General features: G+C 69.2%; 13 protein-coding genes. 2 read left to right on the forward strand and 11 right to left on the reverse strand.

Annotated features, from left to right (window positions below; genetic code table 11):
- Positions 1–29 precede the first annotated feature (29 nt).
- The 6 genes from G3N96_RS10740 to G3N96_RS10765 are packed head-to-tail and all read right to left on the reverse strand — an operon-like array spanning position 30 to position 6,537.
- Complete coding sequence (locus tag G3N96_RS10740) at positions 30–1,040, reverse strand: zinc-binding alcohol dehydrogenase family protein (protein WP_206137176.1); 1,011 nt, start codon at positions 1,038–1,040, stop codon at positions 30–32.
- 22 nt (positions 1,041–1,062) lie between these two features.
- Positions 1,063–1,938, reverse strand: coding sequence for an amidohydrolase family protein (locus G3N96_RS10745; protein WP_206137177.1), 876 nt, complete (start codon positions 1,936–1,938; stop codon positions 1,063–1,065).
- Complete coding sequence (locus tag G3N96_RS10750; RefSeq protein ID WP_206137178.1) at positions 1,935–2,951, reverse strand: aldo/keto reductase; 1,017 nt, start codon at positions 2,949–2,951, stop codon at positions 1,935–1,937. The genes G3N96_RS10745 and G3N96_RS10750 overlap by 4 nt, the downstream gene beginning before the upstream one ends.
- A 27-nt stretch (positions 2,952–2,978) precedes the next feature.
- On the reverse strand, positions 2,979–3,926 hold the full coding sequence (locus G3N96_RS10755) for an ABC transporter substrate-binding protein (RefSeq protein WP_206137179.1): 948 nt from the start codon (positions 3,924–3,926) through the stop codon (positions 2,979–2,981).
- A 42-nt stretch (positions 3,927–3,968) separates the two neighbouring features.
- The gene (locus G3N96_RS10760; RefSeq protein ID WP_124579587.1) at positions 3,969–5,000 is read right to left on the reverse strand and encodes an ABC transporter permease; all 1,032 of its coding nucleotides are present in this window, start codon (positions 4,998–5,000) and stop codon (positions 3,969–3,971) included.
- A complete protein-coding gene (locus tag G3N96_RS10765; protein ID WP_206137180.1) occupies positions 4,993–6,537 on the reverse strand; it encodes a sugar ABC transporter ATP-binding protein in 1,545 nt (514 codons plus the stop codon). The genes G3N96_RS10760 and G3N96_RS10765 overlap by 8 nt, the downstream gene beginning before the upstream one ends.
- Before the next feature lie 233 nt (positions 6,538–6,770).
- Here G3N96_RS10765 and G3N96_RS10770 point away from each other — a divergent pair, with 233 nt between their 5' ends.
- Together G3N96_RS10770 and G3N96_RS10775 are read left to right on the forward strand one after the other, a co-directional pair.
- Positions 6,771–7,472 (forward strand): FadR/GntR family transcriptional regulator, encoded by a 702-nt coding sequence (locus G3N96_RS10770; protein WP_206137181.1) that lies wholly within the window; start codon positions 6,771–6,773, stop codon positions 7,470–7,472.
- 437 nt (positions 7,473–7,909) lie between these two features.
- Entirely contained in the window at positions 7,910–10,015 is a 2,106-nt protein-coding gene (locus G3N96_RS10775; protein ID WP_206137182.1) for a TonB-dependent receptor, read from the forward strand.
- A gap of 36 nt (positions 10,016–10,051) precedes the next feature.
- Here the strand turns inward: G3N96_RS10775 and G3N96_RS10780 are convergent, their stop codons facing one another.
- The 5 genes from G3N96_RS10780 to G3N96_RS10800 form a co-directional block, all read right to left on the reverse strand.
- The gene (locus G3N96_RS10780) at positions 10,052–11,305 is read right to left on the reverse strand and encodes an arsenic transporter (protein WP_206137183.1); all 1,254 of its coding nucleotides are present in this window, start codon (positions 11,303–11,305) and stop codon (positions 10,052–10,054) included.
- Between the two features lie 37 nt (positions 11,306–11,342).
- Entirely contained in the window at positions 11,343–12,620 is a 1,278-nt protein-coding gene (locus G3N96_RS10785) for an MFS transporter (RefSeq protein ID WP_206137184.1), read from the reverse strand.
- A gap of 21 nt (positions 12,621–12,641) precedes the next feature.
- A complete protein-coding gene (locus G3N96_RS10790; protein ID WP_206137185.1) occupies positions 12,642–13,190 on the reverse strand; it encodes a hypothetical protein in 549 nt (182 codons plus the stop codon).
- Between the two features lie 40 nt (positions 13,191–13,230).
- A complete protein-coding gene (locus tag G3N96_RS10795; protein ID WP_206137186.1) occupies positions 13,231–14,010 on the reverse strand; it encodes a hypothetical protein in 780 nt (259 codons plus the stop codon).
- A gap of 168 nt (positions 14,011–14,178) precedes the next feature.
- On the reverse strand, positions 14,179–14,284 hold a 106-nt coding region (locus G3N96_RS10800), incomplete at its 5' end, for a helix-turn-helix domain-containing protein (RefSeq protein WP_206137192.1).

Raw genomic sequence — 14,284 nt, forward strand, 5'->3', positions numbered from 1 at the left:
CGTGCGCTCCGCGTGCCGGATTCGACGGATCAGCATTCGACGAGCGCCTTCACGACGGTCTGCCCGGCATCCAGCAAACGCGGCAGCGCGTCCGGCACCTCGTCGAGCCGCATCCGGTGCGTGTTCAGCGCGCGGTCGGGAATGCGCCCCGCGCGCATCGCGTCGAGCACCGTCGCGAAATCCTCGGCCGTCGCATTGCGGCTCGCGAGCAGCGTGGTTTCCCGCTTGTGGAATTCGGGATCCGAAAACGCGACATGCCCGCGCACGATCGAGATCAGCGTGTATTTGCCGCCGTGCGCGACGAATTCGAACCCGCGATTCATCGCATCGAGGTTGCCCGTCGCATCGAACACCGCATCGAAATACTCGCCGTTCGTCAACGACGCGAGATGCGCCGCATCCCCTTCCCCCACCTCCACCGCCGCATCGACCGCCAGATGCTGGCGGCAGAACGCCAGCCGGTCGGCCCGCGTGTCGAGGCACGTGACGTCGGCGCCGCGCAGCTTCGCGAAGATCATCGCGGCCATGCCGATCGGCCCGGCGCCGACGACCAGCGCGCGCTGCCCGGCACGGATGTCCGCGCGCCGCACCGCGTGCGCGCCGATCGCGAGGAATTCCAGCATCGCCGCCTGGTCGAGCGAAATGCCGTCGGCCTTGTGCACGAACTGCGCGGGCACGCTCAGGTATTCGGCGAGCGCGCCGTCGCGATGCACGCCGAGCACCTTGATGTTCACGCAGCAGTTCGTGTTGCCGTGACGGCAGGCGACGCAGTGTCCGCACGACAGATACGGCATCACGTACACCGCGTCGCCGGCGCCGAGCCCCGACTCCGGTTCCGCCTCGACGACGACCGCCGACAGCTCGTGGCCCATCACACGCGGATAGTCGAGGTACGGCTGGTTGCCGGTGAAGATGTGCAGGTCGGTGCCGCAGATGCCGACCCGTTGCACGCGCAACAGCACTTCGCCGCTGCCGCGCACGGGCAACTCGCGCTGCTGCACGCGCAGCACGCCGGGGGATTCGCAAATCACGCTGAGCATGTCGGTTTCCTTTCGTTCTGGGTCATTCGTCGTGGCCTGCGGTATCGATCCGGTAGAAGCGGCGTGCGTTGCCGCCGAAGAGGCCATCCAGCGCCGCGGCGCCGAGCATCTGCGCGCAATCGTCCTCGCACGCGGCCAGCCATTCGCCGTAGCCGCCGCACGCCGACGCCAGCCGCAGCACCGGCCAGTCGCTGCCCCACATCAAGCGCGTCGGGCCGAACAGCTCGGCCAGCGCCTGGACATACGGCCGCGTGCGCGCGCGCACCACATCCGGGCCGGCCGACGGCCCGGCCTCCGTCCAGAGGCCGGACAGCTTGCAATGCAGGTTCGGCAGGTGCGCGAGCCGGCGCATCGACGTTAGCCACGGCAGCAGCTCGCCGCGCTCGATGAACGGCTTCGCGCCGTGGTCGATCACGATCGGCAGATCCGGATGGCGTCGCGCGAAGGCGTGCAGCGCTTCGAGATGGCGCGGCATCACCAACGCATCGAAACGCAGCCCGTGCTCGAGCATCGCGGCGACCGCGCGATCCAGCCGCGGATCGTCGATCCACGCGTCGTCGGGCAGATCCTGCAACATCGGTCGCAAGCCGCGCGCCTTCGGCGCGGACGCAAACGCCGCGATCCGCGCGGGTGCGTTGTCGGCCTTCAGGTCGACCCAGCCGACCACGGCGCCGACGCTCGGCGTTTCAGCCGCGAGATCGAGCAAAAAGCGCGTGTCGGCTTCGCTCGGCAGCGACTGCACGAGGACGGTGGTGTCGATACGCGCGGCGTCGAGCAGCGGCGCCAGATCGGCGGGGCCGAAATCCCGGTGAATCGCAGCGAGTTCGGCCGGCGGCCAGCAGCCGGCCCGCGCGCCGATGCGCCAGTAATGCTGATGAGCGTCGATGCGCGTGGTCATGCGTGTGCTCCCGGCACCGGCGCGTGCGCGTCGATCAGCCCTTCGTCGCGCAGCGCCTGCCACAGCTCGGCCGGCGCGGGGCGCTCGAACCAGGCGATGTTCTGCCTCAGCTGAGCCACGCTGCGCGCGCCGACCACGCACGACACGACGGCCGGATGACCGAACGGAAACTGCAACGCCGCGGCGGGAAGCGGCACGTCGAAGCGGTTGCACAGCGCGCCGAGCCGCGTCGCCTTGTCGATCACGTCGGCGCTCGCGTCCGCATAGTTGAACTTGCCGTTGCCGGCGAGCAGGCCGGAATTGAACACGCCGCCGATCACGATCGCCGTCCCGTCGCGGGCGCACGCGTCGAGCAGCGGCTCGAGCGCCGTCTGTTCGAGCAGCGTATAGCGGCCGGCCAGCAGCACCGCATCGAGCGCCGCTTCGTTCAGCGCATCGGCCGCGACTTCCCATTCGTTCACGCCGAGACCGAACGCGCCGATCTCGCCGGCCGAACGCAGCGCGTCGAGCGCGCGAAACCCGCCGCCGCGCGTCAGCTGCTCCCAGTAGTGCGCGTGACGCTCGCCGTGCGTCATCGCGCCGATGTCGTGCACGTACAGCATGTCGATCCGCGCGAGCCCGAGCCGTTGCCGGCTGTCGTCGTGCGAGCGCATGATCCCGTCGTAGCTGTAGTCGTAGACGGGCCGGAACGGCAGCGGCTCGGCCCAGCCGTCGTCGCCCGGCCGCACGCTCGCGTCGGCCCGCATCAGCCGCCCGACCTTCGTGCTGAGCGTGAAGGCGCGGCGCTCGCGCTGTCCGAGCCCCGCCCCCACGCGCCGCTCGGACAGCGTGTAGCCGTAATACGGCGCGGTGTCGAAATAGCGCAGGCCGGCCGCCCACGCGGCGTCGACGAGCGCGGCGGCATCGGCGGCCGACATCGGCCGATAAAGGCCGCCGAGTTGCGAGCAGCCGAGGCCGAGTGCGGAGACCGTCAGCCCGCTGCGCGGCAAGGTGCGCGTATCGTGTGCGTTCATGAGGCGTGACTGGATGCGGGAAAGGGATCAGTACAGGACATTCTTCGCCGCCTGCGAATCGAGGTTCTGCTTGTCGACCATCACGACGCCGGTGTCGATCAGCTTCGGCGCGGACTTGCGCTCGATCACGTCGAGCGCCGTGCGCACGCCCTGGTTCCCCATCTGCCACGAGCCCTGCACGGCGATCGCCTGCACGGTGCCGTCGCGCACGAAGCCCTGCAGGTCCTCGTTGCCGTCGAACCCGATCGCCACCACCTTGCCCGCCTTGCCCGACTGCTTCAGCGCACGGCCCATCCCGACCGCGGTCGGCTCGTTCGCGCCGAAGATGCCCTTCAGGTCCGGGTTCGCCGACAGCACGTCGGTCGTCTGGTTCAGCGCGGTCGCCATTTGCGATTGCGAGTAGTACGGGCCGACGACCTGCAGCTTCGAATGGCTCTCGATGTACTTGCGGAACCCGCCGACGCGGCTGACCTCGGACCCCGCGCCCGGCACGTACGACATGATCGCGATCTTGCCCGACTGCCCGACGCGGTCGATCAGCGCCTTCGCGCACAGCGCGCCCGCCTTCTCGTTGTCGGTCGACAGGAACGCTTGGTAGTACGGCTTGCCGGCATCCGCGATCGCCGAATCGATCAGCACGACGGGAATGTGCGCTTCCCACGCCTTCTTGATCGCCGGCACCAGCGCGTCGGGATCGGACGGCGCGAGCACGATGCCCGCCACGTGACGCGTGACCGCGTTGTCGACCATGTTGACCTGCCCGCTGATGTCGGACTCGGCCGCCGGGCCCTGGAACGTCATCGTGTAGCCCTTGGCGCCGTCGAGCGCCGCCTTCGCGCCTTTCTGCACGTTCTGCCAGTAGTTCGAGTTGACCGTCTTGACGATCACCGCGATCTCGCCGCCCGCCGCATAAGCGCCGCCGCTGCATACCGCGAACACGCACGCCGATGCCGCCAGCAGGATGGATTTGTTCATGTCTCGCTCCGCTTCTCGTTGGTAGGGACTGCTTGCTGCCGGTCAGGGCCGGCGATTGCGCAACTGGTCGATCCACACCGTGCCGAGGATCACGACGCCGATGATGATCTGCTGGATGAAGCTCGACACGCCGTTCATGTTCAGGCCGTTGCGCAGCACGCCGATCACGAACGCGCCGATCGCCGTGCCGGAAATCGTCCCGACGCCGCCCATCAGCGACGTGCCGCCGATGACCGAGCTGGCGATCGCGTCGAGCTCGTACATCACGCCTTCGTTCGGCTGCCCGGTGACGAGCCGCGACATCAGCACGCAGCCGGTCACGCCGGCGAGCGCGCCCGAGAGCACGTAGGTGAACAGCTTCACGCCCTGCACGTTCACGCCCGACAGCCGGGCCGCTTCCGCGTTCGACCCGACCGCGTAGATGTGGCGGCCCAGTGACGTTCTCGACAGCAGCACGGACACCACGACGAACAGCACGACCATGATCACGACCGGATACGGAATGCCGGGAAAGGTCGTGTCGGGGAACCCGTCCGCGCCGATGCGCGAGATCCGCAGCAGCGCGCCGTTGCCGAGCGCGCCGAACGCGTCGCCGAGATCCGATACCGGCCGCGCGCCGGTGATCTGCAGCGCGATGCCGCGCGCGACGAGCATCATGCCGAGCGTCGCGATGAACGGCGGCAGGCCCATGCGCGTCACGCAGATGCCGTTGACGAGCCCGCACAGCGCGCCGACCAGGATGCCGGCCGCCATCGCGGCGGGCACCGGCACGCCGGCCTTGACCAGCAGCGCGGCGCAGACGCCGGCCAGCGCGAGCACCGAGCCGACCGACAGGTCGATGCCGCCCGTGATGATCACGCAGGTCGCGGCCACGCCCAGGTAGGCGATCGACGTGACCTGCAGGCCGACCGTCATCAGGTTGTCGACCGAGAAGAACGCCGCGCTCGTTATCGAGAACGCGAACACGAGCACGACGAGGCTGCCCAGCGCCGCGAACTTCTGGATCAGGTCGCGCCGCCGCTGTCGCGCCGCCCGTTCGTCGGCCTGGCTTCGATCGGATGTCATTTCAAGCATGGGAACGCCCCGACGCGTAGTGCATGATCTCCTCCTGACTGGTGTGTGGGGTGTCGAGCAATGCGGTCAATCGACCTTCGTGAAAAACGGCGATCCGGTCGGTCATGCCGAGCAGTTCGGGCAATTCCGAACTGATCAGCACCACGCCGACGCCGTCGGCGGCGAGCCGGTCCATCAGCCCGTAGATCGCGAATTTCGCGCCGACGTCGATGCCGCGCGTCGGCTCGTCGAAGAACAGGATCTTCGAGCCGCGGTACAGCCATTTGCCGATGACGACCTTCTGCTGGTTGCCGCCGGACAGGTTGCGCACGCGCTGGTGCACGGACGGCGTGCGAATCGCGAGGTCCTGCACGTAGCGGCGCGCGACGGCGAGTTCGTCGTCGAAGCGCAGGAATCCGAAGCGTGACGCGATGCCGCGCACGTTCGCGAGCGTGAGGTTCGCCGCGACGGGCATCGGCAGCGCGAGCCCTTCCTTCTTGCGGTCCTCCGACAGATACGCGATGCCGTGCCGGATCGCCTCGCGCGGCGAGCGGATCGTCACGGGCCGGCCGTGCAGCGCGATCGTGCCGCCGTCGACGCGATCGGCGCCGAAGATCGCGCGGGCGATCTCGGTGCGCCCGGCGCCCATCAAGCCCGCGAAACCGAGGATCTCGCCGCGCCGCAGCGCGAACGACACCGGCCCGAACACGCCGTCGCGGCGCAGGTCGCGCACGTCGAGCAGCACCTCGTCGGTCGGCACCGATTGCCGCGACGGATAGGCGTCGTCGAGCGTGCGTCCGACCATGCGCGCGACGATGTCGTCAAGGCTCACGTCGGCGAACGCGTCCGTCGAGATGTGGCGCCCGTCGCGCAGCACCGTCACGCGATCGACGATCTGCGCCATTTCGTCGAGCCGGTGCGAGATATACAGAATCGCCACGCCGTCGGCGCGCAGCTCCTCGATGATGCGAAAGAGCTGCACCGTTTCCGCTTCCGTCAGCGACGACGTGGGCTCGTCCATGATCAGCACGCGCGCGTCGTGCGACAGCGCCTTCGCGATCTCGACCATCTGCTGCTGCGCGATCGACAGCACGCCGACCTTCGTCGTCGGGGCCACGTTCAGCCCGATGCGCGCGATGCAGCGCGCCGCATCCGCGTTCATGCGCTTCGTATCGACGAACGGGCCGCGCCGCGGCTCGCGCGCGAGGAACAGGTTCTCCGCCACGCTCAGGTGCGGGACGAGATTGAGTTCCTGGTGAATGATCGAGATGCCCGCCGCCTGCGCTTCGGAAGCCGAACGAAATTGCACCGGCGCGCCGCGATAGTGAACGACGCCCTCGTCGGGCAGGTACTGGCCGCTGATGATCTTCATCAGCGTGGATTTGCCCGCGCCGTTTTCGCCGCAGACCGCGTGCACCTCGCCGCAGCGCAGGTCGAGGCGAATCCCGTCGAGCGCGAGGACGCCCGGGAAACGCTTGCGTATCCCTTCCAGGCGCAGGATCTCCCGGTCCGCTGCGTCGTGCGCGGCCTGACCGGGCAGATTGCGAGGCATTGCCATTGCGTCTCCTTGGGGTGGATCGACCTCGGCACTATCCGGTCAGTCCAATTCGGATGAATTACAGCAACCAAACCTGTTTTGGTCAAGCCAATTTAACTATTTCAATCTGATCTTACCAACAGTGAAAACCCGGACATCGGGATGAACGCGCCGTCACACGGGGCGATGCGGCAGGCGTGATAGACTCCGCGACACGCGCTTGCGCCCCAAGCGCATTGATCCCACTCCATCGGATGAAATCGACAGAACCCAAGCGGCTTTACCAATCGGTCGCGGCCCAGATCGTCGCGTTGATTCGCCAGGGCGAATTCGCGATCGGCGAGCGGCTGCCGCCGGAGCGCGAGCTGGCGCTGACGCTCGGCGTCTCGCGCCCGTCGCTTCGCGAGGCGCTGATCGCGCTGGAAATCGGCGGCCAGATCGAGATCCGGATGGGCTCCGGCGTGTATGTCCGCGACACGGCGGCCGACGCCGTCGGCCCGATCGCCACGCTCGGCGACAGTCCGTCGGAATTGATGCAGGCGCGCGCGGCCATCGAAGGCAGCGTCGCCGCGCTGGCCGCCGCGCGGATGACGGCCGCGATGCTCGAGCGCCTGCGCCGCACGGTGCAGCGCATGAAGCGGCTCGCGGAGGCCGGCAAGTCACCCGTCGAAGCCGACCGGCAGTTCCACATGCTGATCGCGGAAGCCGCCGGCAACTCGGTGCTCACCCGGTTCGTCGGCGAGCTGTTCGACAGCCGCCACGACCCGATCGCGACCGCCATGCGCGGCCATGCGGAGAATCCGCAGACCTGGACCGCCGCGGTGCGCGAGCACGAGGACGTGCTGCTCGCGCTGCAGGGTGGCGACCCGATCGCGGCCCAGACGGCGATCCGCGCGCACCTTCGCGCGTCCGAAGCGCGGTGGATCGAGGGTGGGCTGAAAGCCGATCCGGATTGACCCACGCACATGCACCGGCACGCTCGTCGTCGCACCACGACGCAAGGCGCCACGGGATGAACGGTGCCGACCGCCATGAAATCCGCTGATGCGTGCTTCGAGCCCGCGCGGCAACCCGCGCGGGCGTGACGTCGCTCGACGTCGGCCTGCCTGATCGAACCACGCAAGACGCGACGACCCGGACAGTGCCGGTCGCCGCTTTCCGCTGGGCGAAGAACCGCCGCTCCCTGGCGTCGCGAAAAACGCGATTCCGCGCGTTCCGCGACCGCCGCCGCACCGCCCGTCGCCATGCACACACCCCATCTCAAAATTACGATTGCAAATGCCTCTCATTTGCATTAAATTGCCGCGCAAATGTACTGTTTGGAACACAGATGCCGGCGCAAGGCCGCCCGCCGTGCCCGAACGCGAACGACACAAAAAGGAAAAGGACGGGTATGAGCAGGAGGAACTGGGCAGCCGCACCGATGGCCATCGTCGTCGGCACGGCCGGCATGAGCGCCGCCGACGCGCAGGAGACGGCGCTGCCCGCCATCGAGGTGTCCGCGCAACGCGCGACGGCGCCGTTCCGCACGCGCGAATCGACGAGCGCGACGCGCAGCGAGGCGGACGTGATGGAGATTCCGTTCGCGGTCAGCAGCGTCGATACGAAGCTGATCCAGACGGTGGCCGCCACGCGCGGCGACGATCTGTACGACTGGGTCGCGGGCGTGTCGCGCCAGAACAACTTCGGCGGCCTGTGGGACAACTACGCGGTGCGCGGCTTCGCCGGCGACGGCAACACGTCCGGCACCGACTACCTGGTCAACGGCTTTTCGTGGAATCGCGGGATGAGCGTGCCGCGCGACACCGTCAACCTCGAGCGCATGGAAGTGCTCAAGGGGCCGGCGTCCGCGCTGTATGGCCGCGGCGATCCGGGCGGGATCATCAGCTATACGACGAAGCAGCCGCAGTTCGCACGCGCGAACACCGTCGGCGTGTCGGCCGGCAGCTACGGCGCACTGCGCCAGACGCTCGACTCGACCGGCCCCGTCACGAAAACGCTCGCGTACCGCTTCGTCGCGATGAACGAGAACAACGGCAGCTTTCGCGACACGGTGTCGAGCAAGCGCTACCTGTTCTCGCCGTCGTTCACGTGGGACATCGGCGCGAACACGACGCTCCACTATGAATTCGAAAGCGCGCGGCAGCGCGCGCCGCTCGATCGCGGCGTGCTGGCGGTCAACGGCCAGCTGGGCGTGATCCCCGCGTCGCGCTTCCTCGGCGAGCCGCGCGACGGCGACTACGACGTGCGCAACACGGGCCATCAGTTCACGCTCGAGCATCGCATCGATTCCAGCTGGTCGATCAATGCCGGCGTCGCGCAACGCAACACCGACCTGTCGGGGCGCTCGTCCGAGGCATTCGCGTTGCAGCCGGACGGCCGCACGCTGTGGCGCCGCTACCGGCAAGTTGCGTTTCACTCGAACGACCTGCAGGGCCGCGTCGAAACCACCGGCTCGTTCCGCACGGGCGCCATCGGTCATACGCTCGTGATGGGCGTCGATGCGTACCGCTTCAACTACGACCAGTTCGTCACGCGCTCCACGCCGAGCGCTGCGGCGCCGTATGCGATCGACATCTTCGATCCGGTCTACGGCCAGCCCGCGCCGACGCCGCGCACCGCGACCGACCTGCTCGAACGCGATAACGGACAAGGCATCTACGCGCAGGACACGCTCGCGTTCGGGCCGCACTGGAAGATCCTGGCCGGGCTGCGCTGGGATCGCTTCCACCAGTCGATCGACAACCGCCTGAAGGGCGTGACGACGAGCCAGCTGCAGACGGCGGTGAGCCCGCGTATCGGCGTCGTGTATGAAATGAGCCCGGCGTGGTCGTTCTATGCGAACACCGCGTATTCGTTCCGGCCGAACAACGGCGCGGACGTCGGCGGCAACGCGTTCGATCCCGAGAAAGGCCACGGCTACGAAGCCGGTGCGAAATGGGCGGGCGCGCGCTCGCTCACGACCGTTTCGGCGTTCTACGTGACCAAGCGCAACGTGCTGACCGCCGATCCGGCGAATGCCGGCTTCTCGCGCGCGGCCGGCGAAGTGCGCAGCCGCGGCGTCGAATTCGAATGGAGCGGCGACCTGGGCCACGGCTTGCGCGGCCTCGTCAACCTCGCGTACGTCGATGCCGAAGTCACGCGCGATACGGTGCTGACGCCCGGCGCGCGGCTCGTCGACATACCGCGGCTGAGCGGCAGCGCGCTGCTGATGTACGAGACGACCCTGCCGTTCGCGGACAAGGCCGGCGCCGGCGCCGGCGTGATCTATGTCGGCCGCCGCGCCGGCAATACGGCCAACACGCAGGACGGCTTCGCGCTACCCGCCTACGCGACCGTGCAGCTCAACGGCTACGTGCAGGTCGACAAGCATCTGCGCGCGTCGGTCGTACTGAACAACCTGTTCAACCGCACGACCTACGTCAGCTCGTACAACAGCCTGTGGGTCACGCCGGGCGCGCCGCGCAGCCTGTTCGCGTCGCTCGCGTACTCGTTCTAGCGCGGCCGGGGCGGCTGACGCGACGCGCATCGCGCGTCAGCCGCCGACCACGAACCGCGCGCCCAGTGCGAGCAGCAGCGCAGGCGGCATCACGCACGCGCCGACCGCGAGGAATGCGCGGAAACCGACCTGCAGCCCTTCGCGCCGGATCGCCGCCAGCCACAGAATCGTCGCGAGCGAACCGGTGATCGACAGGTTCGGGCCAAGATCCACGCCGATCAGAATCGCATCGACCACCGTCTGCGGGCTGTGCGCCGCGTGGATCGTCGAACTCGCGATCAGCCCGGCGGGCAGGTTGTTGACCGCGTTCGACACCAGCGCGACCGCGACGCCGGCCACGGCCGCCGCGACGTGCTCGCCGCTTTGCATCAGCAGGTGCAGCAGGCCCGCCAGCGCGCGCACCGCGCCGGTCTGGTCGAGCGTCTCGACGACGACGAACAGCCCCGCGACGAGCGGCAACACGCTCCATGAAATCGCGCGCACGATCGGCACGCACGCCGCGCGATCCCGCATCGCCACGCACGCGGCCGTGACGACGCCCGCCAGCGCGGTGGGCAACCCGAGCGGGCGATCGGCGACCGACACCGCCATCAGCGCGACGGCCGTTGCGGCGATGCCCGCCAGCGCGATGCGGCCGCCGCTGGTCAGCGGCTGCACCGGCAGCCCGGACTCGCAACGGCCAGACAGCGCACGCCGCTGCACGATCCGCAGCATCACGAACGTGCAGACGATCGACGCGACGGACGGCGCCGCGAAGTGCGCGAGCCAGACGCCGAGCGCCGGCATGTGTGCACCGTACAGCACCAGGTTCGCCGGATTCGAAATCGGCAACACGAAACTCGCGGCATTGGCGACGAGCGCGCAGCTGTACAGCAGCGGCATCGGGTCGGCCTTCGCGCGGCGCGCGGCGGCAAGCACCGCGGGCGTCAGCACGACGGCGGTCGCATCGTTCGACAGGAACACCGTGGTGACGACGCCGACCCCGTAGATCAACGCGAACAACCGCCGCGGCGAGCCCTGCGCGAGATTGACGACGTGCGTCGCGACCCAGTCGAACAGCCCCTCGCGACGAGCCGCCTCGGACAGCAGCATCATGCCCGCGAGGAAGAGGTACACGTCGCCGCCTTTCGCGACGGCGTCCAGCGCCTGGGCAGCCGGCAACAGGTTCAACACGACCAGCAGCAGCGCGCCGCTCACGGCCCAGATGGCCTCGGGCCAGCCGAACGGACGCGTGATCACGCCCGCGGTGGCGAGCGCGGAAATCAGCCAGGCAAGCGAAACAGGATTCATAGGCAAGTGGATCGAGGCATGGAAATCGACATCGCCTTCACGACGATGTCGCCGATAGGTCGGCGGGCTTGCCGCACACGCGGCCCAGCGAGCGCGCATGACCGAGCCACAGCGCGAGCGAGCCCGTCGACACGGCGCCCAGCACGACGAACGCGGCCGGATAGCCGAAGTGCTGCGCGAGCACGCCGCCCAGCACGGGACTGAGCGCCGCGCCGATGCCCTGCGCGGTCGCGACGGCGCCCTGCCCGGCATTCACGCGGCCGGAGCCATGCAGCAGGTGAACGACGAGCGCGGGCACGACCACGCTTTGCAGGCCGGCGCCGATGCCGTCGAGCACCTGCACCGGCCACACGCCCGCTTCGCTCAGCCACGCCGCGGCGACCAGCCCGCGCACCGGCAGCACGAGGTACGAGAACAGCAGCACCCGCCAGTAACCGTGCGCGCGAATCAGACGGGGCGCGAGCCACGCCGCCGCGATCATCACGCACTGCGCGATGACGATGGTCTGTGCGGTGAACGCGCTCGCGTTGCTGCGATGCGTGACGACGACGCCCATCCCGTAGAGCGGCAGCATCGCCGCGTTGCCGAGATGAAACAGCGCGAGCGATGCGCCGAGCAGCACCAGCGGCCGGTTGTCGGCGAGCGTGCGCAGGCCGCCGACGCGCGACGTCGGTGCGGACGCCGATGCCGACGCCGACGCATGCGGATGCGCAGCATCCGTTCCCGGTGCGGCACCGGCGGGATCGAGACCCCGTGCGGTCGCATGATCGATCGCGTGCCCGGGAATCGCCAGCGCGCTCACGATGGCGAGGACCGTGAACACGCCGACCATCGCGAACACCGCGTCGAATCCGACATGCCAGCCGAGCCACCCGGCGAGCGCCGCACCGGCGACGTTGCCGGCGTGGTTCGCCATCTGGTTGCGCCCGAACTGCCGGTCGAAACCTTGCCGACGCACGATGCCGAGCGTCACGCCCGCGGCGGCCGGCGCCAGCACCGCGCCACTGACCGCCGCCACGACCTGCGACGCCGCCACCGCCGGATAGCCGTGGACGAACCTCATCGCCAGCGACGCCAGCGCCGTCACCGCGGTCGCCACGACGATCAGCGCCCGCTTCGCGCGCACCGTATCGACGAGCGCGCCGGCCAACGGCGTCGCGGCCATCGCGGCGAGCCCGGCCAGCGTCATGACCGAGCCGATCGCATCGGCGCCCCAGCCGCGCGACAGCAGGATGACGCCGATGAACGGGCCGATGCCGGCCTGCACGTCGGCCAGGAAGAAGTTGAGCGCTTCGAGCGCGCGCGCCGCTCTCATGGCCGCCTCACCGTCGCACGATCATTCGGCATCCGCATCGACGAGCTCGGCGATCTCGCTCACGTCGAGCGTCGTGCCGTGCGGCGTGACGACGCCGTGCCCCCACGCCTGCTCATGGACACCGGGACGCAGATACTCGTGCAGCGCTTCAGCCGCATGCGGCGGCACCCGCAACGCGACGCCGCTCGTCAGCAACGCGCCGTTCAACTCGCCTTTCGGGCCGTGCAGCGCAAACGCGACTTCGCCGCTCGATTCCAGCGGTTGTCGAGCGGGGTGTGTCGGCTTCGCCGGCGCAGCATGCGCGGGCCCGTCGTCGACGATGTCGATGCCGTCGCGGCCGGTCAGTTGCACGGCCGCGATCATCTCGGCGCGACGCGGCTTGACGCCCCGCACGCGGATGCGGTCGCCGACCGCGACACGACGCACCAGTTCGCGGCCCAGATGCGGCGGCACGTGAACCTGCAGGTCGCCGTTCAGGATCAGGCCGTCGACGTCTCCGTGCGGATTCAGCAGGAACTGCGTGACGCGGCCGCGCGTTTCGGGCAGGCAGGCGGGATCGATCCAATGCATGGCAGGACTCCTTTCGATGGGTTTCGGAATGGCGTCGCGCTCAGCGCGCGACATCGTCATAGAGATTCACGACATGGCCCGGCGCGCCGAACGCCGTCGCCTGCAGCGCTTCGCCGTACGCGTTGCGCGTGCCGTAGCCGACCGCGGCCACGCGCTCGCCGGGGACGAGCAGCGCGCCGAATTGCTGCGCGGCCGGAACGGTCAGCTTGACGATCGCGCCGCTGTCGAGCATCACGCCGTCCGGCTCGCCGCGCGGCGCGCGCGTCACGCGGCGCACGACGCCGGACACGCTCAGGCGGGCGAGGTTGACGCCGCGCAACGTGGGCGGCACCGGCGCGGCACGCGGTGGCGGCGGTTGGTCGGACAGCGACGCGCCGGTGCCGTCGTTGCGGACGACGCGGGCACGGATCTCATCGTCGACGCGTCGATCGCCGGCGACCGTCACGCGGTCGCCCGTCTTCACGAGCGCAGTCAGTTGCGAACCGAGATGAGGCGGCAGGCGGACGAGCGTGCCGTCGGAGAGCACGAAGCCGTCGACGGTGCCTTCCGGGTTGATCGTCAGGCGCGACAGCGTGCCGGACACCAGCGCATTCCGTGCGGTGTCGTTTCCGGGCACGGCAGGCACCAGCGCGCGAGGCCGAGGAGGAGCAGGCGGCGGCATGGCGCCGGCCGGATCTTCCGCGCGCGGTGCGGGCGGCACCTGCGCCACGCTGACCGTTGCGACGGCAACGAGCGCGGCCGCGCAGAGCATGCGAGACGAGCGGCGCACGGCGGCACGGCGCCGCGGCCGCGATCGAACGACGGGGAGGTACGACTTCATGACGGGCTCCGGCGACGGGTAGCGATGCATCGATATCCGCAATACCCGTGCCAACCCGCGACGCCCCGCGTGGCCGTGCGCCGAACGACGACGCGCGCGAAACCTGTCGGATTTTCCGACACGTCGCGTCACCGGATGTCGGCATTCCCGACAGTCGAAATGGCGAGACTAGTCGCCGCGCTCGATCCCGAGATTCGCCATGCGCGCATAGAGCGACTGGCGGCCGATGCCGAGTTGCCTCGCGGCCTCCGCGCGGTTGCCGTTCGCGCGCTCG

It is taken from the genome of Burkholderia sp. Se-20373 (assembly GCF_017104705.1).
Taxonomy (GTDB): domain Bacteria; phylum Pseudomonadota; class Gammaproteobacteria; order Burkholderiales; family Burkholderiaceae; genus Burkholderia.

Coding starts and splice junctions, on each gene's coding strand:
- G3N96_RS10750 (WP_206137178.1), bottom strand. CDS start 2,951: ATGAACGCACACGATACGCGCACCTTGCCGCGCAGCGGGCTGACGGTC.
- G3N96_RS10765 (WP_206137180.1), bottom strand. CDS start 6,537: ATGGCAATGCCTCGCAATCTGCCCGGTCAGGCCGCGCACGACGCAGCG.
- G3N96_RS10755 (WP_206137179.1), bottom strand. CDS start 3,926: ATGAACAAATCCATCCTGCTGGCGGCATCGGCGTGCGTGTTCGCGGTA.
- G3N96_RS10785 (WP_206137184.1), bottom strand. CDS start 12,620: ATGAGAGCGGCGCGCGCGCTCGAAGCGCTCAACTTCTTCCTGGCCGAC.
- G3N96_RS10780 (WP_206137183.1), bottom strand. CDS start 11,305: ATGAATCCTGTTTCGCTTGCCTGGCTGATTTCCGCGCTCGCCACCGCG.
- G3N96_RS10740 (WP_206137176.1), bottom strand. CDS start 1,040: ATGCTCAGCGTGATTTGCGAATCCCCCGGCGTGCTGCGCGTGCAGCAG.
- G3N96_RS10790 (WP_206137185.1), bottom strand. CDS start 13,190: ATGCATTGGATCGATCCCGCCTGCCTGCCCGAAACGCGCGGCCGCGTC.
- G3N96_RS10760 (WP_124579587.1), bottom strand. CDS start 5,000: ATGCTTGAAATGACATCCGATCGAAGCCAGGCCGACGAACGGGCGGCG.
- G3N96_RS10770 (WP_206137181.1), top strand. CDS start 6,771: ATGAAATCGACAGAACCCAAGCGGCTTTACCAATCGGTCGCGGCCCAG.
- G3N96_RS10745 (WP_206137177.1), bottom strand. CDS start 1,938: ATGACCACGCGCATCGACGCTCATCAGCATTACTGGCGCATCGGCGCG.
- G3N96_RS10775 (WP_206137182.1), top strand. CDS start 7,910: ATGAGCAGGAGGAACTGGGCAGCCGCACCGATGGCCATCGTCGTCGGC.
- G3N96_RS10795 (WP_206137186.1), bottom strand. CDS start 14,010: ATGAAGTCGTACCTCCCCGTCGTTCGATCGCGGCCGCGGCGCCGTGCC.